The sequence below is a fragment of the Chitinilyticum aquatile DSM 21506 genome, from assembly GCF_000430805.1.
Taxonomy (GTDB): domain Bacteria; phylum Pseudomonadota; class Gammaproteobacteria; order Burkholderiales; family Chitinibacteraceae; genus Chitinilyticum; species Chitinilyticum aquatile.
Window position 1 is genome coordinate 231,155 of record NZ_AUMS01000004.1, and the last position, 26,347, is coordinate 257,501.

Genomic DNA, 26,347 nt, shown 5'->3' on the forward strand with positions numbered 1-26,347 from the left:
CAAGCCAAGCCCTACGCCTTCCCCAGTGCCCTCCCCAACACCAACGTTGACAGGGAACGTCCTGCTTGATTCAGCTCTGAAAAGCGGAAACCCGGCAGCACTAACTGATCACAAGTCAATTTTGCGGCGCGCCCAGTTACTAGCCCAGCAGTACAAGCAACAACAACAAGCTATTACCGCTGATGTCTTTAATGGTATTCAGGATTTCAGTTATGCACCGGGCCAGCACAGTGTGACCATCACACCTTTTATCAGCACATCAGCCTCGCCATTACTCGTCAGCGATAGCGGCGAGGTGCTTGCAGCTTGGTCGCAGCAAGGGTCTGGGAAGGCTGTAGCCTATGGGAATGATATTTTCTCGGCACTCGCAGCCCCTGCGCCGGCTACCTATCTTAAACAGCACTTGCCTATCCTAAAGCGAGTTCTTGCCTGGCAACTGACTGGTAAAGCCAATACAGCAATAGGGTCTACGATCCGGGTTGCAGCATCAGGTTACTCAGCCACCCCAGTAGTTACCACACTTAAGGCCATGGGTTGGAATGCCGAAGCAGTCAGTTGCAATGTGGCCGAGGAAAATACCTGCTGGCAAAACAGCGATCTGATCGTGTTTGGCCGTGGGGTTCCCGATAATCCGATAGTAAGCACACTAACCAGCCGCTATCTCTCTGCAGGCAAGCCGGTACTATATGTCCACAACAGTTGGAGTGCGGGCAACGGGCAACATGTGCTTACCAGCATGGGCATGATTATTGGAGGCTACCCCGGCAACTATTTTGCGGGGAATGGGATCAATATCGCCGCCGGGCTGACCCTCGCCGATCACCTGAAACGCCTCGATCAAATGGGTTCGCTGGCCGACACGCTGGCCATGCTGCAGAACGATCAACTGGTGCATGACTGGAGCGATACCACCCCGATTGGCCCGATCGATGATCTGCGGGCAGAAATTCGAGGATTTGACAATCGGGGCCTCGATATCTTCACCCAGCCCAATACCGAACTGCACCGCTTGCTATTGCTTTGGGCCGACGTCTGGCGTCCGAATGTACACTATGGCCCGCTGAACAAAACCGGCCCTGCGATCGATTTCCTCCGTGCAATGGCGTCCGATTCATGGGTTGCCTTTGCCCGCCGCTACACCAAGACCTCGGCGGATCAGGGTGATTACATGCCGGCGATCGCACAAACCCTGGCCCCCAGCTCGACGGCTGAAATCATCGAAGTCACCATCGCTCAGGGATCGGGCAATACGGCAATTGGTCGCGGAGCGATTCCGGGCAAGCCGGTGGAAATCGAAATTGTCGATGCCGCCGGCGCGAGTTCACTCGGCGTTCGCACCAATTATCTGCGTACGCAGGGCAATCCGCTGAGCGACAACTACGAGCGCCCCCGCTATCCGACTTCCGGCGTCGTGCCGCTGCCGACTAGCGGAACCCGCATCTTTACCACGCCGTTCGGTGGCCCACTTTTTCTGAACTACAACGGTGCGCAAGCCGGCTCGGTCGTGAAACTGCGCGTCAAGGGCGTGGTCAAGTACAGCCACTTTGACTTCACCCGAACAATGAGCGCCACGGAACTGAGCGAAGCGCGCGCGGCAGCACAGCGCAAGGACTTCGGCTGGCAAACCATCAAACTGGTCGGTGGCGAGGTCCAGCAAGTTGCCAAGTTCATCAATGCCAATGCCGATCCTGAACGGTATGTGCAGACCGAGCTGAAAGGCATGCTGTTCGACTCGAACCACATCACCAATGGCTACAGCAATATGCCAATGAGCGCGAATGTGGCCGCAGTCTGTTCCGCATTCGGCTGGACCTGCGACGGCCCGCTGCATCGGGCACCGAATGTGCAGCACTTTGTCGGCTGGCTGGCCGCTTGCGGCTTCCTCTGCTCGGGCAATCCTTCGGATGGCTCTGCTGCCGTCGGCGGTACCGGCTGGGGCTGGTCGCACGAACTCGGTCATAACACCGTCCAGCGCGTCATGTCGATATCCTTCAATGGCGAAGGCTGCGTGACCGAATGCAACAACAACATTCTGGCCAGCGCACACATGATGCGGCAATACAAGCTGATTGGGGTCGATACCGGGCATGTGACCAATCATCCTGCGTTGTATCAGTACATTGTTGCCAATCGAGCGAGCGGCCTGACTGGCAATGACAAGGTGCTGGATATGCAACACCGGCTATGGACAATGAATGCCCAGGATCCGATGCGTGCCGTGCACTTCCAGCTCGCCTTCCTGTTCAGCCGCTACCGTGCCAACGAAGCCATCCCGAGCATGGAGGCCAGCATGGATTACTTCACCCTGCTGACCAAGGGTGACCGCCTAGTGGCAAGAGCCTGGGATGCCAACAATAAGGACAAGTACGGAATGGGGCGCTTTACTGACAACACGATCAGCAACCCGGATCTGCTATTTGTGCTGAGTTCGAAGATCATCGGCAGGGATCTGCGCAATATCTTCGCCATGTACGGCATCACCCTGTCGCAGACGGCGCTGGATTCCGTGGCGGACCTGAATCTGCCGGTACTCCCGGAACAGTTCTACGCTCTGGAACGCAGCAAGTTCAATCAGGTGTCGACCGGCCAGTGGCTTGATCTGTCCGCGACCACACCCGCATACCCGTTCTGACAGCCAGCCGGACTTGAGAAAACCCGCTCATTTCCGGCCGTAAAAGCACTACTTCCAGGCTGAATCTTTCGCGGCTTCAGGAAGGCCAGGTAACAAAGACGCTGATTAGTACGTTCTGCACTGATAGCGGCTTAGAAGTACAGTTTTCCCCGCAGGAGGATTTCCTGCGGGGCGGCTGACAGGGCGCGCCCTGGGGGTGTCGGGGGCTTGGCAAGGCAAGCCCCCGACCTGCCACCGGGCACACCCAGTATCAAAATATCGCGCGGTAGGTGCTAATAACCTTCCTTCCTGAAGGAAATCAGGATTCATCAAACGGAGGTATGCCCATGAATCCCAAACTGTTGAGTGATCAGGAACTGGTGCTGATTGAGATGCAGACCGATGTGATGCTGGAGGCTGCCAAGCCCCAATCGCAGTTGTATCAGACAGCCTATCGCTTGCGCTTGTACTTGCAGCTTGAGCAAATCCGCCGGGGCCTGTTCGGGCGACAAGTGGTCAAGTTGCGCCATGGCATGCGCGCAAGTGGGTAGACAAAGTCATCCGGCCAGCACGCACTCAGTGCCAACCCGCACTGCCCTTCAGTGCCGTAGTATGCAGTGACTTCCGCCAGTGACAGATACTTTTGAAACTGGGTTCCGCTGAATGTGGATGCTCGGCTTCTGCTGGAGCCCATGAAGTCAGCACCGCTCTGCTGATTCCGGCACGTGGTCCCCTGAAGTAGGGACAACCTCAGGAAAAGCAGCACCAATAAGGCATGAGGCTCAAAGTGTCAGCTCGGCCAACAACAAACGCAGCCGCTCCTCCAGAGCCGTCAGTGCCAGTCCCGGAAAATGAGCCCCCAGCATCCGGCTTACTTCTGCAAGCTCGCTAGGTTTTTGCTGCAATTGCAGCAGTGCAGCACCACAATCCCGCAAAAAGCGGGCTTCATCGCTCGAGCGCCCTTCGTCATTGAGCGGCTGCAGCAAACTGGCGGGCACGCCCCAGTACACCAGCAGCAGAAGGCTGGCGCGGCGTACCGCAACGATGTCATTGGCATCACAGAGTGCCAGCCCAAGCCATTGCCATTCCGCTGCCAGCAGCAGGCCATCGCGACCGCCAGTAGGGCCATACCGGCTCGCGAGGGTACGGCCAGCCTGCTGCAAGGACAGCATCCGGGAAGAAGAAGGCACCGATGGCCGGCCGTGTACCACATCACGCAGCAGGGGCAACCCCAGCCGGGTCATGGCGGCATCATCCAGCACATCCGGTTCCTGGCCGCCAAAACGGGGCAGGCACAGCATGCCAAGCAGATAGGGATGCAAAACCGGATCCTGGCGCAGCAATGCCAGCAGTAACGAAGGATCGGGGCTTTCCTGCCCCTGCAGCAGCGTTTGCAGTGATGACTGCTGCCAGGTGCCTCCCAGGGTCGCAACCGCGCTGAGTGCATCCCAGCTGCCTGCAGCCCCCAGTTCGCGAGCCAGTCGCCGACAGCGCATCGGGCTAAGGCCGCACCATTGTCGGAAGGCTCGCTCGAATATGCTGCGTTCGGCATATCCAAGATAATGGGCAATGGTATCCGGTTTTTCATCAGTATTGATAAGGGTCCTGACCGCATAGGCCTTGCGGTATGCGTTCAGCAACTGGGTAAAATGTGTCCCCTCCTGTGCCAGTTGCCTGCGCAGGGTACTGCTTGCCACATGCTGAGCCGCTGCAGCATTGGCCAGACTTGCCTCCTGCAGGTTTGGCTGACTGTCCAGCCAGCCCAGAACTTCACTGATGACGCTGGCCGAGCGGCGCAACACACTCAGACGCTGATCAAGCGCAGCACGCAAACCAAGGTGCAGTGCCATACTGCTACCCGGAAGTGCACTGTCGAGCATGATCAGCGGGTAGGCCAGCGCAAAGTGCGGCAAGCCGGTTTCGGGGACAACTCCCAGACATTCAACCAGCTCACTGCCTGCAGCCGATAAAGGTTGCTGCAGTGCGGCAGACAGCGGGACTACCGGCTGGCCTGTTATATAGTCGACAACCCGCTTTAGCCAGACCAGTACCGCCTCGTAGCGCAACGCACGCCCCAAGCGTACGGGCCCCGTGCTATCACCGTCGCCAGCCTGCACCCGGATCTGGAAACGGTCACGCCCGATTTCCAGCGCCAGGTTGCCATCGGGAAACAGGGTTGGGCCAAGACGATGCAATTCGCCGAGCGCCTGACGCAAGGTCATGGCGCTACGCAGGTAATAAACAATGCCATCACCGGCGGCCATATCCAGCTGGCTGGCAATCCAGGCCATCGCATGAGGATTCCCCTGCTGGTAGAGATATTCGCTCAGTTGCAATGCGGCCTGTGCTGGCAGCTTGGCCGGGTCGTTCGCAGCAACACGGCGCAGGCCGAATTGCTGTTCAAGCTGGAACAACAGCTCGGGCCTGGCGGCGTAACGCTGATATAGAGGCTGCAGGTGGCGCAGTTCAGGGGAATGGTCTTGCTCGGACATGGGTACAGGGCTTGGGCAAGCCACTGGTGGGTGGCACAGGGAAACTGAAACAGGGTTTGATTATATGCCAGCGCGGCTGCCAACGTATCTGCAGTTGCAAAGTACAACGCCCGCGTATGCGGGCGTTGTACTTTGCATTCTGCTGCGTTCAGTCTTCAGTCATTGTCGACCGGCGGTAATGCAATTGTATTGCCCTTGCTGAACTGATAGTCCCTGAAGACATGCTCGGCCGTCAGCAGCTGGTAGCTGCCATCCGGCAGGACATTCGTCGTGTCCTTCAGGCGATAGGTGTAGTGGCCACAGGTCCAGCAGTCGAAGTTGCGCATGTGCGTGCACAGGCAGGTTTTTTCATAGACGTGGATTTCGGAAATCTTCTTCACGCCCGGATTGTCGGCCAGCACCTTGTTGTAGGCGGTGACGTAGGCACAGTTTCCCTTGGCATCCAGCAGATAGCCATACGCCTCGCAATTCGGCTTCAGGCCCGAGCCAATGGCCGGGCTGCTGGTGATCATGCGCATCGGGTAGCCGGTCGGCGAAATTTCATTGACCTCAATCTGGTCTTCGCTGGCCTTGAAGTATTCCTGCTTGACCTTGTCGGGCAGACCACATTCTTTCGTGACGGTGAAGCGGGTAGCAACCTGCACGGCGCCACAGCCCATTTCGAGGAACTTGACCGCATCGCTACCGGTGAAAATACCGCCGGCCGGAATCACCGGAATGGCCAGGTTTTCAGCCTTCAGCCACTCGAGCACTTCCTTGACGATGGTCTCGAGGTCATATTCCGCCCAATCCATGCCGAAGCCGAGGTGGCCGCCGGCGAGCGGGCCTTCCACCACCACATAATCGGGCAGACGGCCGGTGCGGGATGATTTTTTCAGGAACAGTTGCAGCGCGCGCACCGAGGACACGATGATGCCAAGCTTGGCATCGCGGAAGCGCGGGTGATCTTCCATCAGCGCGAAGGAACCGAGATGCAGGCCTGCGGCCAGCGTGATGCCGTCGATGCCGGCATCCAGCGCAGCATGCAGACGCACGCGCAGCGTCTCTTTCGGCGCGTTCATCGTCAGCTTTTCCATGACATTCACAAACACCATGCCATCGCCGGTTTTGCGCTTCATGGTCGATTCAACATGCATCCGGGTAGCGTCGGCCAGCTGGTCCAGATCGAACTGCACCACGGATTTGTCCGGGTTGTTCACGTTGAATTTATATTTCGCCAGCTTTTCCTTGACGTATTTGGTCTGATAGCGCCGATCGGTCACCGTCTTGACCATGGCATCCGAGATATGGCCAATGCCGCCAAGCCGGCAGGCTTCAAGCGCCAGATCGGCGGTGGAAATGTCGACACCCATACCGCCAATCATGATCGGCACGTATTCGCGGTCGCCAAACTTCAGACGAAAATCATCAACACACTTCATTCAGCTGTCTGCTTGACCCGGCACGCAGGCGTGCGGCACCGAGCTTAAAAATAGAAAGGACGAATCATATCCTGAAATACCCCGGTCCGTGCGAGGAAGTAATTCACGAACTGACGGGTAACAATACCAAGGCCATCCGGCAGCATGGGACAAAGCCGGCAATGGGCTCAGAGTGTGGCCAGAAACAGCAGGGAACTCCCCGCCATGCTGGCCAGCAGCAGCCAGATCAGAACTCCGCGCCAGCGCGAGGCTGCGGGCAACGCTGCGGCGGTTTCATCCACCGGCAACTGCGGCGGGCACCTGTGCGCACGCTTGCGAAATGGGATGACGTTACTCATGAGGGCTCCGTACATAGCGACGTATCAACCCGAGACCCTTTCTGCTAAAGCGCCACAGACACATACCCGGATGATTCACGTGAAACACAAACGGGCAGCCCGAAGGCTGCCCGTTTGCTTGCTGCAATATACTGCATCGAACCGCTCAGTGACCGCGATGCTTCATCTTCGACAGCACGCCCAGTTTGGCGACTGCTTCGATCAGCTCGGCCTGGGCCATTGCGAATTCCATCGAACCGGAGTGGTTCTTCAGCGCTTCTTCTGCCTTGCGCTTGGCCTCGACGGCCTTGGCTTCGTCAATGTCGGCACCGCGAATCGCGGTGTCGGCCAGTACGGTCACCACGTGCGGCTGCACTTCCAGCATGCCGCCGGAAACAAAGAGGATGACATCCTCTTCGCCGGTGTTCTCGGCTCGCTTGATGCGCAGTGCACCGGGGCGGATACGGGTGAGCAACGGCGCGTGCCGCGGCAGGATACCGATTTCGCCTTTGTCGGCAGGCGCCGAGATAAACTCGGCGGTGCCGGAAAAGATCAGTTCCTCGGCGCTCACGACGTCCACATGCATGGTCATCGCCATGGCCTACCCCCTTATTGCAAGGTCTTGGCTTTTTCGATTGCTTCCTCGATGCCGCCTACCATGTAGAAGGCTTGTTCGGGGAGGTGGTCGTAATCGCCGTTGAGAATGCCCTTGAAGCCCTTCAGCGTTTCCTTGAGCGGTACATACTTGCCCGGGGAACCGGTAAAGACTTCAGCAACGTGGAACGGCTGCGACAGGAAACGCTGAATCTTACGAGCGCGGGAAACGGTCAGCTTGTCTTCGGCCGACAGTTCGTCCATACCCAGAATCGCGATGATGTCCTGCAGTTCCTTGTACTTTTGCAGTGTGGACTGCACGCCGCGGGCGACGTTGTAGTGCTCTTCACCAACGACTTGCGGATCCAGCTGACGGGAAGTCGAATCCAGCGGATCAACTGCCGGGTAGATACCCAGCGAGGCGATGTCACGGGACAGAACGACGGTCGCGTCCAGGTGGGCGAAGGTGGTCGCCGGGGACGGGTCAGTCAAGTCATCCGCCGGAACATATACGGCCTGGATGGACGTAATGGAACCGGTCTTGGTGGAAGTAATACGCTCTTGCAGGGCACCCATTTCTTCCGCCAGTGTCGGCTGATAGCCTACGGCAGACGGCATACGACCCAGCAGTGCGGATACTTCGGTACCGGCCAGGGTGTAGCGATAGATGTTGTCCACGAAGAACAGGATGTCACGACCTTCATCACGGAAGTGTTCCGCGATCGACAGACCGGTCAGGGCCACGCGCAGACGGTTGCCCGGCGGCTCGTTCATCTGGCCATAGACCATTGCCACTTTATCAAGAACGTTGGAGTCCTTCATTTCGTGGTAGAAGTCGTTACCTTCACGGGTACGCTCACCAACACCTGCGAATACGGACAGACCGGAGTGGGCCTTCGCGATGTTGTTGATCAGTTCCATCATGTTTACGGTCTTGCCTACACCGGCACCACCGAACAGACCAACCTTACCACCCTTGGCAAACGGACAAATCAGGTCAATAACCTTGATACCGGTTTCCAGCAGGTCGATGGTCTGGTTCAGCTCATCGAACTTCGGGGCGGGTTGGTGAATGGCGCGGACCGTGTCTGCGTTAACCGGACCGGCTTCGTCGATCGGGTTACCCAGCACGTCCATGATACGGCCCAGTGTGGCGTTACCGACCGGCACCGAAATCGGTGCACCGGTGTTGCCTACTTGCATGCCGCGCTTCAGACCATCGGTCGTACCCATGGCAATGGAACGCACTACGCCGTCGCCAAGCTGCTGCTGGACTTCCAGCGTCAGATCCTGGTCAACGAGCTTGAGTGCGTCATACACCTTGGGCAGGGAGTCACGCGGAAATTCCACGTCGACTACCGGGCCGATGATTTGCACGATTTTACCTTGGCTCATCGTCGTTTCCTAAATTCTCATCAATTCGGGTTGGCTAACCATTACACCGCTGCGGCACCGCCGACGATTTCCGAAAGTTCTTTCGTAATCGCCGCCTGGCGGGTCTTGTTGTACAGCAGTTGCAGGTTGCCGATCACCTTGTCGGCGTTATCGGTTGCGGCCTTCATTGCCACCATCCGGGCTGCGTTTTCGGACGCCATGTTTTCCGCGACCGCCTGGTAAACCAGTGCTTCCAGATAGCGGTTCATCAGATCGTCAATGACGGTCTTGGCATCCGGTTCGAACAGGTATTCCCAGTTGTAGCCGTGATCGGGCTGGCCGAAGGACTCGCCCGACAGGGGCAGCAGTTGCTCGATCACCGGTTCCTGCTTCATCGTGTTGATGAACTTGGTGTAGACGATATGTACTTCGTCCACATCACCGGCGATATAGGCATCCACCATCACCTTGATCGGGCCGATCAGCTGCTCGAGGTGCGGGGTGTCACCGAGACCGATTACGCGCGAAATCACATTCGCGCGGCTACGGTTCATGAAGCCCAGACCCTTGCTGCCGATCGCAGTCACCGCACAACCGATACCTTTCTGGTCCAGTTCCTTCATGCGGCTTACGGCCAGACGCAGCATGTTGGTGTTCAAGCCACCACACAAGCCCTTGTCGGACGAAACCACAATCACACCGACCTTCTTGACGGTATCGCGCTTAACAAGAAAAGGGTGCGCATAGTCGACCAGCGCAGCGCTCAGGTGGGCAGCCACATTACGGATTTTTTCACCGTAAGGACGGGCTGCCTTCATACGTTCCTGAGACTTGCGCATTTTCGACGTGGCAACCATTTCCATGGCGCGGGTGATCTTCTGCGTATTCTTCACGCTTTTGATCTTGGTGCGAATTTCCTTACCGCTTGCCATGTTCTGATCCTCGTCTTATCGTCGATCAGTAGGCAGCGCTGGACTTGAAGCTTTCCAGTGCCTTCATGATGGCAGCTTCGTCGTCACCGGACAGTTCGCCCTTCGCGTCAACGCGGGCCAGCAGTTCAGCATGGTTGGCCTTGAGGTTGGACAGGAAGGCGGCTTCGAAAGCCAGAGCCTTGTCGACCGAAACGTCGTCGTAGGAACCCTTGTTGATCAACAGCAGGGTCACACCGAGTTCGGAAACCTTCAGCGGGCTGTACTGGGCCTGCTTCATCAGCTCGGTCACCAGCTTGCCGCGTTCCAGCTGCTTGCGGGTTGCTTCGTCCAGGTCGGAAGCAAACTGCGCAAACGCAGCCAGTTCACGATACTGAGCCAGAGCCAGACGCACACCACCACCCAGCTTCTTGATCACCTTGGTCTGGGCTGCACCGCCGACGCGGGAAACCGAAATACCGGCGTTCATGGCCGGACGGATACCGGCGTTGAACAGGTCGGTTTCCAGGAAGATCTGGCCATCGGTAATCGAGATCACGTTGGTCGGAACGAAGGCGGAAACGTCACCAGCCTGGGTTTCGATGATCGGCAGAGCGGTCAACGAACCAGTCTTGCCCTTCACAGCACCGTTGGTCAGCTTCTCGACTTCCACTTCGTTGATACGCGCAGCGCGTTCCAGCAGACGGGAGTGGAGATAGAACACGTCGCCCGGGAATGCTTCACGGCCCGGCGGGCGGCGCAGCAGCAGGGAGATCTGACGGTAAGCAACAGCTTGCTTGGACAGGTCATCGTAAACGATCAGGGCATCTTCACCGTTGTCACGGAAGAATTCGCCCATGGTGCAACCGGAGTAGGCAGCGATGTATTGCAGCGCGGCGGATTCGGAAGCGGAAGCGGCTACAACGATGGTGTGACCCATGGCGCCGTGTTCTTCCAGCTTGCGTACCACGTTGGCAATCGACGACGCCTTCTGGCCGATGGCGACGTAGATACACGTTACGCCAGTGCCCTTCTGGTTGATGATCGCGTCCAGCGCAACGGCGGTCTTGCCAGTCTGACGGTCACCAATGATCAGCTCGCGCTGGCCACGGCCGATCGGCACCATGGTGTCGATGGACTTGATACCGGTTTGCAGCGGCTGGGATACGGATTGACGGGCAATTACACCCGGAGCAATCTTTTCGATCGGGCTGGTGAGGGTAGTACCCAGCGGGCCCTTGCCGTCGATCGGCTGACCCAGCGCGTTCACGACGCGGCCAACCAGTTCGCGACCTACCGGTACTTCCAGAATGCGGCCGGTACACTTCACAACGTCGCCTTCGACGATGTGCTTGTATTCACCCAGCACTACGGCACCCACGGAATCACGCTCGAGGTTGAGCGCCAGGCCATAGGTATTGCCCGGGAATTCCAGCATTTCGCCCTGCATGACATCGGACAGGCCGTGTACGCGAACGATACCGTCAGTGACGGACACAACGGTACCAGTAGTGCTGGACTGTGCGCCTTCCGACAGATTCTGGATCCGAGCTTTAATCAGTTCACTGATTTCGGACGGATTGAGTTGCATTAATAAATCTCCTAGCTCTTCAGGCTTGTTGCCAATTCTGCCAGCTTGCCGCGAACCGAAGCATCAATCACCAGATCGCCAACCGTGACTTTTACGCCGCCGATCAGATCCGGATTGACACTCACGCGCGCAGTTACCGAGCGATTGAGGTGTTGCTTCAGTGCAGCAGTCAGCTCGGAGAGCTGGGCGTCGGACAAAGCAAAAGCGGTTTCGATATCCGCCTCCACTTCACCGGCATCGGCTGCCTTGTAGGTCTCAAACAGCTCGGCAATTGCCGGCAGGATGGCAAAGCGACGGTTTTCCAGCAGTACGGCAATGAAGTTGTTCACTTCAGCAGTTGCCGCACCACCCAGGATATCCGTCAGCAGGGCTTGCGCCTGAGCAGCGGAAAACTTGGGATTGGCCACCACGTCCAGCGCTTGCTCGTTCTGGGCTACCAGTGCGAGCGAACCCAGCGCGTCCGACCATTGGGTCAGCGTGCCGGATGACTTCGCCAGACGAAAGACAGCCTCGGCATAGGGTCTTGCGACGGTGATGTTTTCTGCCATGACTGTTCTTACAGTTCCGCTTTGATAGATGCCAACAATTGGCCGTGCTTGTTCGCGTCGATTTCGCTGCGCAGAATCTTTTCGGCACCAGCCAGAGCCAGATCGGCGACCTGCTGACGCAGGGACTCCTTGGCCTGGTGTACTTGCTGGTCGACTTCAGCCTGGGCACCAGCCAGAAGGCGCTCGCCTTCTGCCTTGGCATTGTCCTTGGCTTCTTCCACCAGCTGGGCGGCACGTTTTTCTGCCTGAGCGATAATCTCTGCGGCTTGCTGCTTCGCTTCGCGCAGCTTGTCGGCCGATGCCTTTTCGGCATTGGCCAGATCCTGCTTCGCGCGGTCGGCCGAAGCCAGACCGTCAGCGATGCGCTTGGCACGCTCTTCCATCATCTGGGTCAGCGGAGGCCAAACAAATTTCATCGTGAAAAGGATCAGAAGACCAAAAGAGATCATCTGTCCTACCAGCGTCCAGTTGAATTCCACGCTGAATGTCCTCCTAAACGACGTTTAATGGGCAAGCGGTTATTGCAGGGCGCCCAGGAACGGGTTTGCGAAGGTGTACAGCATGGCAACACCAACACCGATCATGGAGATCGCATCCAGCAGACCGGCAATAATGAACAGCTTGGTTTGCAGAACCGGGATCATTTCCGGCTGGCGAGCGGAGGACTCGAGGAACTTGCCACCGAGGATTGCAAAGCCCAGAGCGGTACCGATAGCAGCCAGACCAATGATGATCGCTGCGGCGATAACGGTCATGCCTTGAACGTGAGCAATTACTTCTGGTGCAGCCATTTTGTGTAACTCCTAAGTTGGTAAGTACTGAATGAAACAAGGACGGTTGGGTAAAACTGGCCTGCCGCATGCACCCAACCGACACATGCGAACAAGCGAAATCAGTGGTCTTCGACCGCGAGGCTCAGGTAAACGATGGTCAGCATCATGAATACGAAGGCCTGCAGGGTTACAACCAGAATGTGGAAGATGGCCCACGGCGCACCCAGCGTCCAGTTGATCCACCACGGCAGGAGTGCGATCAGGATGAAAATCAGCTCACCGGCGTACATGTTGCCGAACAAACGCAGCGACAGCGAAATCGGCTTGGCAATCAGCTCGACCATCTGCATCAGGAAGTTGGGGATCAGCAGTGCAATCTTCATGCCGGTCGATTCGGCGTGGAACGGTGCGGTGAAGAGCTCCTTGATCCAGCCACCCAGGCCCTTGGCCTTGATGGAAAAACCGATGATGAAGAGCACAACGGTCAGCGACATGGCGAAAGTCTGGTTCACGTCGGCAGTAGGAACGACGCGCAGATAAACGTGATGCGGATCAGCGCCGAAGAAGGTGTAACCGATCCACTGGGCGATGGTCGGCAGCAGGTCGACGGGCAAGAAATCCATGGCGTTCATCAGGAACACCCAGCAGAAGATGGTCAGCGACAGGGGGCCGATCACCTTGCTCTTGCCGTGGAAGGTTTCTTTGACCTGCTTGTCGACCATTTCGACAATCAGCTCGACGAAATTCTGCAGCTTGCCCGGCACGCCGGGAGTCGCCTTGCGGGCAACCATTGCGAACAGGCCGACAAACAGCAGGCCCAGAACCATGGCAACGCTGAATGTATCGAGGTGGAAATTGCCCTTGTGCTCGGCTTTGGCGCCTTCCGGAACCTGCGTTTCTTCGGAGGTCTTGCCGAGATGAATCTTGCCGAAGGTCAGGTGGTGGAGGATGTAATCCGTAGCGCTTGGTGCTTCTTTGTTTTCTGCAGACATGTCAGTTTTTTCTTGCCGTGAAATTAAATAAAAGCCCGAACCAGTAGGCGCTGGCAGCTGCGAGGTATCCTGCGAATACCCACAGCGCTGCTACCTGCCGGTAGAAAACAAACAATGCAGCAAACACGACGAGCGTCAAAGCCAGCTTTGCCATCTCTGCTGCAAAATGTAATTTCAGTAATGCGGCTGGCGGTGCGAAACCGGCGCGGAATGCGATTCGCGCATAAACCAGACTGCCAAGCAGCGAAACACCGCCTCCGGCCAGCCCGGACAGCGCTGCATTCTTGCCAGCCAACCCTGCCAGCAGCAGGGTCAGCACCCCGGTGATCCACATCTGCAAACGGATCACACCGTAAATCTGCGCTCTCTTGACCATGCCCACCACCAGCGAAACCCGGCGATTATACGGAGCTAGCTTGAGTTCCGTCAATTTTGCACATTGACGGAACACGATATTTTTCGGCACAAAATGCTATTGCACTATTCCGGTGCAATTTTCTCATGTTACAGAAAATTACACGCAAGCATAAGGTAAAGCACTTACTCGGGCGTGTCAGAATTTGGCGATCAGCGCATCGAGCTGATCCAGACTGCCATATTCGATAGTGAGCCTGCCACTGCCCTTGCGGCCTGGCACTACGGTCACGCGGGCACCAATCCGCTCCGATAGCGTCTCGCACAGGCGCACAACATCGGGATCAGGCTTCTTTTCCTGCTTCTGCTGCGGCGCTTCCTGCAGACGCTTCACCAGCGCCTCGGTTTCGCGTACCGACAACCCCTTCAGCACCACGGTACGCGCCGCTTCCAGCTGCGGCAGCGTATCGAGTGGCAGCAGCGCACGCGCATGGCCCATGTCAAGCTGACCGTCCATCAGCATGTCGCGCACCGGCTCGGTCAGCTGCAGCAGACGCAGCAGATTGGTGACCGTGGTGCGGGATTTGCCGACGGCATCGGCCGCGCTTTCGTGCGTCATGCCGAATTCGTCGATCAGGCGCTGGATGCCGGTGGCTTCTTCCAGCGCATTGAGATTTTCGCGCTGGATGTTTTCGATCAGCGCCATCGCCAGTGCGGCTTCGTCGGGAATCTCGCGCACCAGTGCGGCAATCTCGGTCAAGCCCGCCAGTTGCGCGGCACGCCAACGGCGCTCTCCGGCAATGATTTCATAGCGTTCATCACCCAGCGGGCGCACCAGCACCGGCTGCATCAACCCCTGCGCGCGAATGGAATCGGCCAGTTCCTGCAGCGCTTCCGGATCAAACTGGCTGCGCGGCTGATATTTGCCAGGCATGAGCGCGGTGACAGGCAGCGTCTGCAGCGTCTCGGCCGGCGAGCTGTCACCCATGAGCGCATCCAGACCGCGCCCCAGTCCCTTGAATTTCTTGCTGACCATTTTGCTTATCAAACCGGTTGCACTGAGTGCTGCGGATTATGCCTTGCCAGCAGCTCTTCGGCCAATTGCAGATAAGCTTGCGCGCCCTTGGACGACTTGTCATAGGCCAGAATCGGCCGTCCGTAGCTTGGCGCCTCGGCCAGACGGATATTGCGCGGAATCACCGTGTGATAGAGCTTGCTGGTGAAATGCTTGACCAGCTGGTCGGACACCTGCTGGGACAGCGTCGAGCGCGGATCGAACATCGTGCGCAGGAGACCTTCGATCTCGATATTGCGGTTCAGGTGCTGCTTGATGCGCTTGAGCGTACCAACCAGATCGGACAAGCCTTCCAGTGCGTAATATTCGCACTGCATCGGGATCATCACCGAATCAGCGGCGACCAGCGCATTGAGCGTCAGCAGGTTCAAGGCCGGCGGGCAGTCGAGAATCACGAAATCATACTGGCCGGCCACTTGTTCCAGCGCAGCTTTCAGGCGGGTTTCGCGCTGTTCGGCATCGACCAGCTCCACTTCAGCGCCGGCGAGCTCGCGATTGGTCGGCAGCACATCGAAGCCGCCGGCCTCAGATGTCTGCACGGTGGCCGCCACGTCGGATTCACCGATCAGCAGTGTATAAACCGTGTGCTTCAGCTTGCTCTTGTCGATGCCGCTGCCCATGGTGGCATTGCCCTGCGGGTCGAGATCAACCAGCAGCACGCGCCGGCCCAGATGGGCCAGGCTCGCAGCCAGATTCACCGTGGTAGTGGTTTTACCCACCCCGCCCTTCTGATTGGCAATCGCCAGAATTTTCATCGCTTGAACCTGTGTTAAGACCCTTGCTGCTGCAGCTTGACCAGATGGCGCTCGGCTTCCAGCCCCGGCACCGCCAGTACGTCCACCTGAACGACAGTGACACCCGCTGGCAGATTGGCAATTTCTTCATGAGGATACACGCCCTTCAGCGCCGCCCACTGGCCGTTTTCAGCCAGCAGATGGCCGGTGAGCTGCACAAAATCCTTCAGCTCGGCAAAGGCGCGCGACGTGATGCAGTCGAAGGGTGCCTCGGGATGATACTGCTCCACCCGGTCCGTCACCACCGTGACATTCGCCAGTTGCAATTCCAGAATGGCTTGCCGCAGGAAGGTGGTTTTCTTGTGGTTGGAATCCAGCAGCGTCAGTTGCCAGTCCGGCCTGGCAATCGCCCACGGAATGCCAGGGGTACCGAAGCCGGAGCCAACATCCAGAATGCGCGCCGAGGCATACCCCATCACATTCAACGGTGCCAGCGAATCCAGCAGATGATGCGTGACCATGCGCTCCGGCTCGCGGATGGCGGTGAGGCTGTAGGTTTTGTTCCACTTGGCCAGAAGTGCCACATAATCCAGCAGCTTCAGCTGCTGGGCATCCGTGAGCGTTTGCGACAGGCCGGCGAGGCCGGTAGCGAGTTGCGTTGCCAGGGTTGTCATTGCGTTTGCCCGTTCTTATCAACAAAGCCCCTGAATACCTAAGCATGTATCCAGTTGCAACCAAATAAATTTCATGGCTGCATGAATATACCCAATGCAGCACTTTAATTACAGTCAGCTCGCGTCGCCGGCGCCCAACTGGCGCTTCTTGAGGTGCACGACCAGCAGGGCCACCGCCGCCGGCGTGATGCCGGAAATCCGGCTCGCCTGCCCCAGCGTTTCCGGCCGATGCTTGTTCAGCTTCTGCTGCACTTCCTTCGACAAACCCACCACCTGCGTGTAATCCAGATCAGCCGGCATGGTGAAATGGTCCAGCTGCTCGCGCTGGGCGACTTCGCTTTGCTGGCGGTCGATATAGCCCTGGTATTTCACCTGGATTTCGACCTGCTCGGCGACCTGCTCATCAGCCACCACGCCCTCCCCTTCCCTGGGCTGGGCGCAATCCAGTGTCATCAGGCTGGCGTAGCTGACTTCCGGCCGGCGCAGCAGATCGGCCAGGTTGTACTCGCGTTCGATCGCCTTGCCCAGCACGCGCTCGGCTTCCGCAGCCTCCAGAATGCGCGGATTCACCCAGGTGAATTTCAGGCGCTGCAATTCTTTTTCCACTGCGTCGCGCTTGCGGCTGAACAGTTCCCACTGTTCGTCACCGACCAGGCCAAGACGCCGGCCATGTTCAGTCAGACGCAGGTCGGCATTGTCCTCGCGCAGTTGCAGGCGGAACTCGGCACGGCTGGTGAACATGCGGTATGGTTCGGTAACCCCCAAGGTTGTTAGGTCATCGACCAATACCCCCAGATACGCCTCGTCACGGCCCGGACACCAGGGCGCTTCATCACGGGCGTACAGCGCCGCGTTCATGCCGGCAAACAGCCCCTGCGCGGCGGCTTCTTCGTAGCCGGTGGTGCCGTTGATCTGACCGGCAAAAAACAGGCCGGCAATCGATTTGGTTTCGAAGCTGGCTTTCAGCGCACGCGGATCGAAGTAATCGTATTCGATGGCGTAGCCGGGGCGCAGGATGCGCGCATTCTCCAGCCCGTGGATCGAGCGGATCGCGGCGAGCTGGATATCGAACGGCAAGCTGGTGGAAAAGCCGCCCGGATAATATTCATGCGTATCCAGCCCTTCCGGTTCGAGGAAGACCTGATGGCTGTCCTTGTCGGCAAAGCGGTTGATCTTGTCCTCGACCGACGGACAGTAGCGCGGGCCAACACCCTCGATCTTGCCGGTAAACATCGGGCTGCGGTCAAAGCCGCTGCGCAGGATGTCGTGCGTCTGGGTATTGGTGTGCGCGATCCAGCACGGCAGTTGCTGCGGGTGCATCGCGCGGTTGCCACGCGCGGAAAATACCGGCTCGGGCGTATCGCCGGGCTGGCGCTCCAGCACGGCGAAATTGATCGTACGCCCATCAATGCGCGGCGGGGTACCGGTTTTCAGTCGCCCAACCGGCAGCTGCAACTCGCGCAGTTTCTGCGACAAGGTCAGCGAGGCCGGGTCGCCGGCGCGCCCGCCAACGTGGTTTTCGAGGCCCACGTGAATCTTGCCACCCAGGAAGGTGCCAGCGGTCAGCACTACGGCGCTCGCCTCAAAACGAATGCCGATCTGCGTGACCGCACCCGCCACTTTGTCACCAATCAGCAGCAAATCGCTGACTTCCTGCTGGAAAATGTCGAGATTGGGCTGATTTTCCAGCATGTGCCGGATCGCCGCCTTGTAGCGAACACGGTCGGCCTGCGCGCGTGTCGCACGCACCGCCGGGCCCTTGCTGGCGTTCAGCGTCTTGAACTGGATGCCGCTCATGTCGGTCGCCAGCGCCATCGCGCCGCCGAGCGCATCGACTTCGCGCACCAGATGGCCCTTGCCGATGCCGCCAATCGACGGGTTGCAGCTCATCTGGCCCAGCGTTTCGATGTTGTGCGTCAGCAGCAGCGTCTTGCGCCCCATGCGCGCGGCCGCCAGCGCGGCTTCGGTGCCGGCATGGCCGCCGCCGACCACAATCACGTCATATCGGGTGGGATAAAGCATGGGAATCGCTGCCTTGAATGAGTGCAATGCAAAAGGGGCGATATTCTACGCCAAAACAAGGGTTTGCGTCACCCATGGCATCTGGCCTGCCCGCCCGGCTTCCCGTGAACGACAAAGCCCGGACCAGCCGGGCTTTGTCTTGCTGAAAAGCGGCAGAAGGATCACGACTGGCAGAGCGCAGCAGCTTCCAGTGCGGCGCCGACAATGCCGGCTTCGTTCTTCAGCTCGGCAGCGACCAGCGGGAAGCGCAGTCCTTCCATTTCGGGAATGAACTTGTCGGCCTTCTTGCTGATGCCGCCACCAATGATGATCAGATCGGGCGAGAACAGCAGCTGCAGGTGTTTCAGATAGGCATTCAGGCGCGGGTTATATTCTTTCCACTTCATGTCCGCATCTTCCTTGACCTTGGCCGAGCAGTATTTCTCGGCAATGGTGTCCTGCGGGAAAATCAGGTGGCCGAATTCGGTGTTGGTGATCAGCTTGCCGTCGACAATCAGCGCACTGCCGATGCCGGTGCCGAGCGTGATGACAATGATCTTGCCCTTCTTGCCCTTTGCCGCGCCGAAAGTCACTTCGGCCAGCCCGGCCGCATCGGCATCATTGAGCAGAATCAGCGGCAGGCCACAGGCCTTGGCGAGAATCTCCTGTGCCGGCGCATTCACCCAGCTCTGGTCGACATTGGCAGCCGAAAGCGTCTGGCCATTGTGGACAATCGCCGGGAAGGTACAGCCGACCGGGCCGGTCCACTTGAAGTGGTCAACGAGTTCCTTGACCACCTTGCCCACCGCTTCCGGCGTGGCCGGCTGCGGTGTTTCAATGCGGTGCCGCTCGGCCAGCAGCTCGCCGGTCAGCACATTGACCGGCGCACCCTTGATGCCGGTGCCGCCAATATCAATACCCAGTACAGCATTCACCTGCTGCTCGCTCATTCGTATTCTCCGCCTGTTTCCGGTATTTTTTGCTGCCGACAGATTTGCCCTTGCGCCAGACAAAGTCAAGATGGGGCTTGGCTCTATTGCTGTTTGGCCCGAGGCAGCACGCTATGCCCTGCATCTTGCCAGCTTCACGCTACCGTATTTTTAAGTTGCATCAAGCCAGCCCTGCGGAACAAATACGGCTTGCGCTGCAAGATCAGGCTGCGGGCAAAGCCGGACGATCAGCGCGGCTGGCTTTGCTGATGTTTCAGCTCTGTCCAGCGGCGCTTGTCTTCCTCGCTGCGCTGGCGGATCGTGGCAATTTCGTCTTTCTGCTTGGCAATGTTGCGGTCGATTTCGGCAATTTCCTTTCGAGTCAGCTCGATTTCGGCGTTCAGGTCATCGGGTATCGGGCGCTTGCGCTTCTGCAGGCTGTCGTACTGGCCCTGCAGTTTCTGCATGCGGGCGACCACGGTCTGGCGGCGCAGGGTGTTGCTGGTAATGCCGGCCTGCACGCTTTCGATCTGCAGATCGCGGCGGGCATCCAGCTCTTCCACGCGGCTGTAGGTTTGCAGCAGCGCCCGGTCACGGCGCTCCTGCTCGAGCTGCCTGCGTTTCTCGGCTACCTGGCTGGCTTTTTCTGCCTCGCTGAAGGTCTGCGCCTCGCTGCCCTGCCGTACACGCCCGCTGCGGTCGACCTCGGAAACTTTCTGAGCATTGATCGGCGGTTTGTCGCTGTACTGCACCTGGCCTTTCTCATCGACCCAGCGATAGAGTTTGGCGTGTGCGTTCAGCGCAACAAGGCACAGCAACAGGGGAAGAAAAAGCCTGAACATTCAGCTCGACTCCGAAAGGTTAGGGCTGATGAATGCCATATTGCTCGCGATACGCGGCAACTTTCGCCAGATTGTCAGCCATGCCGTTATTAGTGGCAAGATAAGCCAGCAGATCATTCAGCGTGGCAATCGGGATCACCGGGATACCGAATTGCTGCTCGACTTCCTGCACGGCACTCAACGTGCCCTGGCCGCGCTCCATGCGATCGAGTGCGATCAGTACGCCGGCTGGCTCAGCGCCAGCATTGCGGATCAGGTTCACCGACTCGCGCACACTGGTGCCGGCCGAGATCACGTCGTCAATGATCAGCACGCGGCCCTTGAGCGGCGCGCCAACCAGCACGCCGCCTTCGCCATGGTCCTTGGCTTCCTTGCGGTTATAGACGAACGGCACATTGCTGCCGGCTTCGGCGAGCTTAACGGCGGTAGCCGCGGCCAGCACAATGCCCTTGTAGGCCGGTCCGAACAGCACATCGAATTTCACGTGCGACGCCAGCGCGGCCTGCGCATAAAAACGCGCCAGTTCGCCCACCGAAGCGCCATCGCTGAAGAGGCCCGCATTGAAGAAGTACGGGGAGTTGCGCCCGGCTTTGGTGATAAACTCGCCAAAACACAGCACATTCTGTTCGACGGCAAATTCGATAAAGTCGCGGCGGAAATCGGACATCGCAAACAATCCTGTAGCAAATATAAGAATCAAGCTCTACAGGATAGCATTTTCTGCAAGGGGTATTAGCGTGAGGGCAATCAGCGCCAATCTGAACGGCATCCGTTCGGCTGCCAACAAGGGGTTTTTCGACTGGCTCGCAGAAACCGGCGCCGATGTGGTGGCCCTGCAGGAACTGAAGGCGCAGGAAAACGACCTCTCTGATCTCATGCGTGCGCCGCACGGTTACATAGGCTATTTCCACTACGCCGAAAAGAAGGGCTACAGCGGCGTCGGCATCTATACGCGCCGCAAGCCGGATGAAGTCATCATCGGCCTGGGTGTCGAAGAATTCGATCTCGAAGGCAGGTATATCGAGCTGCGCTTTGGCAAGCTGAGCGTTGTGTCGGTATACCTTCCCTCCGGCTCCAGCTCGGATGAGCGCCAGCAGGCCAAGTTCCGCTTTCTCGATGTCTTTGCGCCACACCTGCTGCAGCTGGAACAATCCGGCCGCGACATTCTGCTGATGGGCGACTGGAATATCGCGCACAACGAAATCGACCTGAAAAACTGGAAGGGCAATCTGAAAAATTCCGGCTTCCTGCCGGAAGAACGCGCGTGGATCGGCCGCGTGTTTGGCGAGCTGGGCTTTGTCGACACCTGGCGCAAGCTCTACCCCGATGCGCCCGGCTACACCTGGTGGAGCAACCGTGGCCAGGCGTATGCCAAGGATGTCGGCTGGCGCATCGACTACCAGATCGCCACGCCGGCGCTCGCCGCCACCGCGACTTCGGCCAGCATCTACAAGGACGTGAAATTTTCTGATCACGCGCCGCTGATCACCGACTATGACTACCCGTTCTAACAGAGTGTTGAAAACACCCTGTTTATTCGTTTTTTCCGGCATCGCCGGGAAAAATGTATGGAAATAATGAAATACGCCGCGTATTCCACTGTTGCCGATTTGCGGCGGGCTTTGCCCGCTGCGTGATGCGGGTGGATACACCGGTTTTATCAATACCCTGCTAACCCCTGCCGCGCCGCTGCGACGGCGCACCGGACCGCCATCGTGAGCAAACCTTCCTGGTTCCAGACCTGTCTGGCTGTCTTCACCAGCCGCCGCATGGCGGCCATCCTCCTGCTGGGTTTCGCCTCAGGCCTGCCACTGGCACTCACCGGCCAGGCCATGCAATCCTGGCTCACCGCCGACAACGTCGACATCAAGACCATCGGCCTGCTTGCCCTGGTCGGCCTGCCCTACACCTACAAATTCCTGTGGGCGCCGCTGATGGACCGTTTCGAGCCTCCACTGCTGGGCCGCCGCAAGGGCTGGCTGCTGCTCACGCAGCTGGCGCTCGCGGGTCTGCTGCTCTTCATGGCCGGTGTCTCGCCGGCTGGCAATATCGGACTGTTTGCGCTGTGTGCGGTCGGCGTGGCCTTTTTCTCGGCCTCGCAGGACGTCGTCGTCGATGCCTATCGCGTGGATGTCAGCGAGGATGAAGAACGCGGCGTTGCCGCCGCGCTCGGCGTGCTCGGCTATCGCATCGCCATGCTGACCTCGGGCGGGCTCGCCTTTCTGGTAGCCGAAGCCATCGGGTGGGGCCAGACCTGCGCGCTGCTGGGCGGACTGATGGCCGGCATTGCCCTGCTGACCCAGCTGATCGCGCCGCGCCTGCCGTTTCACGAACGCCACAATACTGGCGAATTCCTTCGCTTTGCCCTGTCACTGCTGCTGATCGCCGCCAGCGTCGCTGCCACGCTGTGGCTGCTGGTGCCGCTGCTGGGGCAGGCGTTTGCCGTCCCGGCCGCCTTGCTGGCCGCCGTTGCCGCGACCTGGCTGCTGGCCGCACGGATGTTTGCCGAATGGCGCCAGATCGCCGGTTTCATCGCCATGCTGGCAGGCGCCTGGCTGGGTTATGCCATCGCGCAGCAGGCACTGGTGCTGCTGGGGCTGGCCGCCGGCTGGGCCGATTTCAGTCCCGACAGCAAGAACAACTGGATCGGCCTGTTGTTCGTGATGAGCGAACTGGCGCTTGCCATTCCCTGTGCGCTGAAAGCCGCACGGCTGTCGAAATTCGACCTGCTGCTTGTGCCGATGCGCCAGTATTTCACGCGCGAAAACGCCTGGAGCTTTCTGCTGCTGATCATTCTCTACAAGCTGTGCGACGCCTTTGCCGGCGTACTGTCGGTGACCTTCCTGCAGAAGGGAATCGGCTTCAGCATGGCCGAAATCGGCGTGGTCAACAAAGTGGTCGGCATGGTCGCCACCATTGTCGGCGGCATTGTCGGCGGCCTGCTGATGATGCGCTTGCGGCTTTACAAATCGCTGCTGGTGTTCGGCATCCTGCAGCTTGTTTCCAACCTCGGCTTCTGGTCACTCGCTGTGTTCGGCAAGGGTGCGCTGGGCAGCCTGCATCTGCCGCTGTCACCGGAAACACTGCGCATCTTCATGAACGGCAAGACGGTCACCGCCTGGGATGGCGGCGTGGATGTCCTGCTGGCCGGCGCCATGACCATCGACAATTTCGCCGGCGGCATGGGCACGGCCGCACTGGTCGCCTTTCTGATGGCGCTGTGCAAGCGCGGCGAAGCCAGCGCCACGCACTACGCGATGCTCTCCGCACTCGCCGCCGTCGGCCGGATTTACGTCGGTCCCAGCTCCGGCTATCTGGTCGAACAGGTCGGCTGGGCGCATTTCTTCGAGATTTCCATGCTGGTCGGCCTGCCCGGTCTTGCGCTGTTGTGGCATCTGAAAGACAGGATCAACAAGCTGGAACATGCCAGCACACAAAATACATAAGCATGTATTGTCACCTGGCCATTTTATTCATTTGGCTATAGCCATATACCCACAGGATTAGCATGAAAGCCTACGAAGTTGCCCCGGAAGAAATCCTGGCCGTGATCGAAAACCAGATCAGCGACAGCAACCCGCCCATCGTCCGCCAGACGCTCAACCGCTTGCTGCTGGGCCAACTCCCGCGCGACGAAGCCGTCGAGCTGATGGCCGTGGTGCTGGTCAATGAAATGGACGCCATGCTGGCGGCAGACCGCGGTTTTGATCTGGAACGCTATGCGCAGTTGCTGCAGGCTCTGCCGGAGTTGCCCGAGGGGAGCTGAAAAACCATGCTGCAATTGGCAAGTTAATCCAGATGCAACTCATCACTGTCCGTACCGCAATCGCGGCTGACGCAGCCGCCATTGAGAAGCTGTACAGCGAACTGGTCAGCAGCCCTCACGTGCGGGTGCTTCCAGCGCGCCTTGCGGCCATCGCGCGGGATCCGATGACAAGGCTGCTGGTTGCCGAGACGGAATACGGCGTGGTTGGCACCGTGCTGGTTTCGCTCTGTTCGGATGTCATGTTCCAGAACCAGCCATTTGCCGTCGTCGAAAATCTGGTGGTCAGCGCCTCGGCCCGCAGCACAGGCATAGGGACGCGACTCATGCTTGAAGTCGAGCACCTCTGCCAGGCCGCCGATTGCTCGAAAATCATGCTGCTGAGTTCTTCGACCCGCTCGGATGCCCACCGTTTTTTTGAAAAAACCGGCTATGCCGGCACGACCAAGAAAGGCTTCATCAAGTACCGCAGGCAGTTTGACCATTCGGAATGATCCAGCCAGGCAGCCGCCATTTTCCTGCCATGGTGGTGTAACAATCGGCCGCTATAGTGCCGCCATCCCCAGAGGATGACTCGCGCGAGGCTGAGTCCGAGATGCCTTGCACCAATTACCAAACCCCGGCCTGCTGGCCGGGGTTTTCATTTGGGTATTTGCCTGTAGCCCTTTTCCATCAATGGCTGCGTGGCAATACCTGACATCAGTCGACGAGATAGACCTGGCCGGTCTGCGCACCTTCCACGCTCTTGCTGTAGGCCAGCGCCACGCGGGCGGCGGGTACGGACTCAAAGCCGCGGAAGTAGGGGCCATACGACGGCAGCGATTCGGACAGCACAGTCGGGCTGACCACATTGATGCGCAGGCCGCGCGGCAGTTCGATGGCGGCACCGCGCACGAAGCCGTCGATGGCGGCGTTGACCATGCTCGCGCTGCTGCCGTAGCGGATCGGGTCGTGACTGAGGATGCCACTGGTCAGCGTGAAACTGCCGCCGTCATTCAGCACCTTCTGGCCTGCCAGCACTAGGTTTACCTGGCCCATCAGCTTGTCGTTCAGGCCGATAGCATATTGCGCGGGAGTGAAATCGGCCAGCGGGCCGAAATGCAGGCTGCCGGTGGTGGCGATGACGGCGTCGAGCGGGCCGGTGGCGGCAAACAGCGCCTCGACGCTGGCGAGGTCAGTCAGGTCAACCCGGTAGTCGCCGCTGCTGCGGCCGGCGGTGATGACGTCGTGGCGGGCGGCCAGTTCAGTGTGGACTGCGCGGCCGATGGTGCCGCTGGCACCGATAAGAAGGATTTTCATGCTGGGCTCCGTGTGCAGCGCTACTGGCTGCGGTTTGTTCACGAAATCCATCATACGCTGCACGGCTTCTGCGATAATCGGCCTATAAATGAATTCATTGTTAACCTCATGGATACAATCGAGCTGCACCAGCATGCCCAGCAGCTGCAATGGGCGATGAGTTTCGTCAACGTGATTGAGCATGGCAGTTTCACGGCGGCGGCCGGGGCGCTGGGCGTGTCGAAGGCCTTGCTCAGCAAGCAGCTGCGTCAGCTGGAAAGTGCGCTGGGCACCCAGCTGCTGTTCCGCAGCACGCGGCGGCTGAATCTCACGCCGGCCGGCAGCCTCTACCTGTCGCACTGCCATGACTGGCTGGCGCGGGTGCGGGCCGCCAGCAGCGCCGTGGCCGAATTGCGTGCGGAGGTCAGCGGCCATCTGCGCATCACGGTACCCACCAGTTTCGGCGGGGTATTCATGGCGCAGGCGCTGTTGGCGTTTCGCGAGCGCTATCCGCTGGTGACGGTTGATGTGGATCTGTCGACCACGGCCCGCGATCTGGAGGCAGAGGGTTTCGATCTGGCAATCCGCGCCAATCTGGCGCCGCCCGGGCATCTGGTCTGCCGGCCGCTGGCGGAAATCCACGACTGGCTGGTGGCGAGCCCGGACTGGCTACAGAACCATGCCGCCATCACGCAACCGGAAACACTGGCCGAACTGCCCTGCATCGCCAATAGCCGCTTCAGCCAGGCACAGGACTGGACATTCAGCCACGCCGGAGAGCTCAGCAGCGTGCGGATTCCCTCACCGATACGCTGCAACGATTATTACCTGATCCGCAATCTGGCACTCAATGGCGGCGGCATTGCCCGCCTGCCAGCGTATCTGGTAGGGCAGGACGTGGCGGATGGCCGGCTGCAGCGCCTGCTGCCGGATTACACGCTGCAGGGCATGCAGCTGTATCTGGTGTATCCACAGCAATTGCCGCAGCCGGCACGCCTGCAGGCGCTGGTCGAATTTCTGCTGGGCTGGTTCGCCGCACCGGAGCAGGCGCGGCTGCTGGGCAAGAAGGGCTGAGC

General features: G+C 59.0%; 27 protein-coding genes. 7 read left to right on the forward strand and 20 right to left on the reverse strand.

Features of this window, described 5'->3' with window-relative positions:
* Nucleotides 1-25: 25 nt before the first annotated feature.
* Together H559_RS18815 and H559_RS0103845 are read left to right on the forward strand one after the other, a co-directional pair.
* Nucleotides 26-2,632 carry an ImpA family metalloprotease gene (locus tag H559_RS18815; RefSeq protein WP_155845279.1) on the forward strand — a complete coding sequence of 869 codons (2,607 nt, stop codon included), beginning with the start codon at nt 26-28 and terminating at the stop codon, nt 2,630-2,632.
* 326 nt (nt 2,633-2,958) lie between these two features.
* Entirely contained in the window at nt 2,959-3,162 is a 204-nt protein-coding gene (locus H559_RS0103845) for a hypothetical protein (RefSeq protein WP_028451599.1), read from the forward strand.
* A 231-nt stretch (nt 3,163-3,393) separates the two neighbouring features.
* Here H559_RS0103845 and H559_RS21395 read toward each other — a convergent pair whose 3' ends face one another.
* From H559_RS21395 to pyrE, 19 genes are all read right to left on the reverse strand, one after another.
* Nucleotides 3,394-5,103, reverse strand: coding sequence for a helix-turn-helix domain-containing protein (locus H559_RS21395; protein ID WP_028451600.1), 1,710 nt, complete (start codon nt 5,101-5,103; stop codon nt 3,394-3,396).
* Nucleotides 5,104-5,258: 155 nt separating this feature from the next.
* On the reverse strand, nt 5,259-6,524 hold the full coding sequence (locus H559_RS0103855) for a nitronate monooxygenase (protein WP_028451601.1): 1,266 nt from the start codon (nt 6,522-6,524) through the stop codon (nt 5,259-5,261).
* 167 nt (nt 6,525-6,691) lie between these two features.
* A complete protein-coding gene (locus H559_RS22540) occupies nt 6,692-6,862 on the reverse strand; it encodes a hypothetical protein (RefSeq protein ID WP_155845280.1) in 171 nt (56 codons plus the stop codon).
* A gap of 145 nt (nt 6,863-7,007) precedes the next feature.
* A complete protein-coding gene (locus tag H559_RS0103865) occupies nt 7,008-7,439 on the reverse strand; it encodes a F0F1 ATP synthase subunit epsilon (RefSeq protein WP_028451602.1) in 432 nt (143 codons plus the stop codon).
* Nucleotides 7,440-7,450: 11 nt separating this feature from the next.
* A complete protein-coding gene (gene atpD, locus H559_RS0103870) occupies nt 7,451-8,830 on the reverse strand; it encodes a F0F1 ATP synthase subunit beta (RefSeq protein WP_028451603.1) in 1,380 nt (459 codons plus the stop codon).
* A gap of 41 nt (nt 8,831-8,871) precedes the next feature.
* Nucleotides 8,872-9,741 (reverse strand): F0F1 ATP synthase subunit gamma, encoded by an 870-nt coding sequence (gene atpG, locus H559_RS0103875; RefSeq protein WP_028451604.1) that lies wholly within the window; start codon nt 9,739-9,741, stop codon nt 8,872-8,874.
* 25 nt (nt 9,742-9,766) lie between these two features.
* Nucleotides 9,767-11,308: a F0F1 ATP synthase subunit alpha gene (gene atpA, locus H559_RS0103880; protein ID WP_028451605.1), complete on the reverse strand. Its 1,542-nt coding sequence runs from the start codon at nt 11,306-11,308 to the stop codon at nt 9,767-9,769.
* 11 nt (nt 11,309-11,319) lie between these two features.
* Nucleotides 11,320-11,856, reverse strand: a complete 537-nt coding sequence (locus H559_RS0103885; protein ID WP_028451606.1) for a F0F1 ATP synthase subunit delta — start codon at nt 11,854-11,856, stop codon at nt 11,320-11,322.
* Nucleotides 11,857-11,864: 8 nt separating this feature from the next.
* On the reverse strand, nt 11,865-12,335 hold the full coding sequence (locus H559_RS0103890; RefSeq protein ID WP_028451607.1) for a F0F1 ATP synthase subunit B: 471 nt from the start codon (nt 12,333-12,335) through the stop codon (nt 11,865-11,867).
* Nucleotides 12,336-12,374: 39 nt separating this feature from the next.
* On the reverse strand, nt 12,375-12,647 hold the full coding sequence (gene atpE / locus H559_RS0103895) for a F0F1 ATP synthase subunit C (protein ID WP_028451608.1): 273 nt from the start codon (nt 12,645-12,647) through the stop codon (nt 12,375-12,377).
* Between the two features lie 101 nt (nt 12,648-12,748).
* Entirely contained in the window at nt 12,749-13,621 is an 873-nt protein-coding gene (gene atpB / locus H559_RS0103900; protein ID WP_028451609.1) for a F0F1 ATP synthase subunit A, read from the reverse strand.
* 1 nt (nt 13,622) lies between these two features.
* Nucleotides 13,623-14,087, reverse strand: a complete 465-nt coding sequence (locus H559_RS0103905) for an ATP synthase subunit I (RefSeq protein ID WP_155845281.1) — start codon at nt 14,085-14,087, stop codon at nt 13,623-13,625.
* Nucleotides 14,088-14,174: 87 nt separating this feature from the next.
* Entirely contained in the window at nt 14,175-15,011 is an 837-nt protein-coding gene (locus H559_RS0103910) for a ParB/RepB/Spo0J family partition protein (RefSeq protein ID WP_028451611.1), read from the reverse strand.
* Between the two features lie 8 nt (nt 15,012-15,019).
* Nucleotides 15,020-15,805, reverse strand: a complete 786-nt coding sequence (locus H559_RS0103915) for a ParA family protein (RefSeq protein ID WP_028451612.1) — start codon at nt 15,803-15,805, stop codon at nt 15,020-15,022.
* Nucleotides 15,806-15,819: 14 nt separating this feature from the next.
* Entirely contained in the window at nt 15,820-16,458 is a 639-nt protein-coding gene (gene rsmG, locus H559_RS0103920; RefSeq protein ID WP_028451613.1) for a 16S rRNA (guanine(527)-N(7))-methyltransferase RsmG, read from the reverse strand.
* A 114-nt stretch (nt 16,459-16,572) separates the two neighbouring features.
* Nucleotides 16,573-18,480 (reverse strand): tRNA uridine-5-carboxymethylaminomethyl(34) synthesis enzyme MnmG, encoded by a 1,908-nt coding sequence (mnmG, locus tag H559_RS0103925; protein WP_028451614.1) that lies wholly within the window; start codon nt 18,478-18,480, stop codon nt 16,573-16,575.
* Between the two features lie 161 nt (nt 18,481-18,641).
* Entirely contained in the window at nt 18,642-19,409 is a 768-nt protein-coding gene (gene ppgK / locus H559_RS0103930) for a polyphosphate--glucose phosphotransferase (RefSeq protein WP_034639604.1), read from the reverse strand.
* A 227-nt stretch (nt 19,410-19,636) separates the two neighbouring features.
* Nucleotides 19,637-20,230, reverse strand: a complete 594-nt coding sequence (locus H559_RS0103935) for a DUF4124 domain-containing protein (RefSeq protein WP_028451616.1) — start codon at nt 20,228-20,230, stop codon at nt 19,637-19,639.
* Nucleotides 20,231-20,249: 19 nt separating this feature from the next.
* Nucleotides 20,250-20,897 (reverse strand): orotate phosphoribosyltransferase, encoded by a 648-nt coding sequence (pyrE, locus tag H559_RS0103940; RefSeq protein ID WP_028451617.1) that lies wholly within the window; start codon nt 20,895-20,897, stop codon nt 20,250-20,252.
* 70 nt (nt 20,898-20,967) lie between these two features.
* On the opposite strand from pyrE, the gene H559_RS0103945 reads away from it, so the two are divergent.
* The 4 genes from H559_RS0103945 (at nt 20,968) to H559_RS0103960 (ending at nt 24,487) form a co-directional block, all read left to right on the forward strand.
* Entirely contained in the window at nt 20,968-21,741 is a 774-nt protein-coding gene (locus H559_RS0103945) for an exodeoxyribonuclease III (protein WP_028451618.1), read from the forward strand.
* A gap of 204 nt (nt 21,742-21,945) precedes the next feature.
* Nucleotides 21,946-23,676 carry an AmpG family muropeptide MFS transporter gene (locus H559_RS0103950; RefSeq protein ID WP_245579329.1) on the forward strand — a complete coding sequence of 577 codons (1,731 nt, stop codon included), beginning with the start codon at nt 21,946-21,948 and terminating at the stop codon, nt 23,674-23,676.
* A 62-nt stretch (nt 23,677-23,738) separates the two neighbouring features.
* A complete protein-coding gene (locus H559_RS0103955; protein WP_028451620.1) occupies nt 23,739-23,996 on the forward strand; it encodes a hypothetical protein in 258 nt (85 codons plus the stop codon).
* 32 nt (nt 23,997-24,028) lie between these two features.
* A complete protein-coding gene (locus H559_RS0103960; RefSeq protein WP_034639608.1) occupies nt 24,029-24,487 on the forward strand; it encodes a GNAT family N-acetyltransferase in 459 nt (152 codons plus the stop codon).
* A 205-nt stretch (nt 24,488-24,692) separates the two neighbouring features.
* Here H559_RS0103960 and H559_RS0103965 read toward each other — a convergent pair whose 3' ends face one another.
* Entirely contained in the window at nt 24,693-25,292 is a 600-nt protein-coding gene (locus H559_RS0103965; RefSeq protein ID WP_028451622.1) for a short chain dehydrogenase, read from the reverse strand.
* A gap of 108 nt (nt 25,293-25,400) precedes the next feature.
* On the opposite strand from H559_RS0103965, the gene H559_RS0103970 reads away from it, so the two are divergent.
* Nucleotides 25,401-26,345, forward strand: coding sequence for a LysR family transcriptional regulator (locus H559_RS0103970; RefSeq protein ID WP_051278908.1), 945 nt, complete (start codon nt 25,401-25,403; stop codon nt 26,343-26,345).
* Nucleotides 26,346-26,347 lie beyond the last annotated feature (2 nt).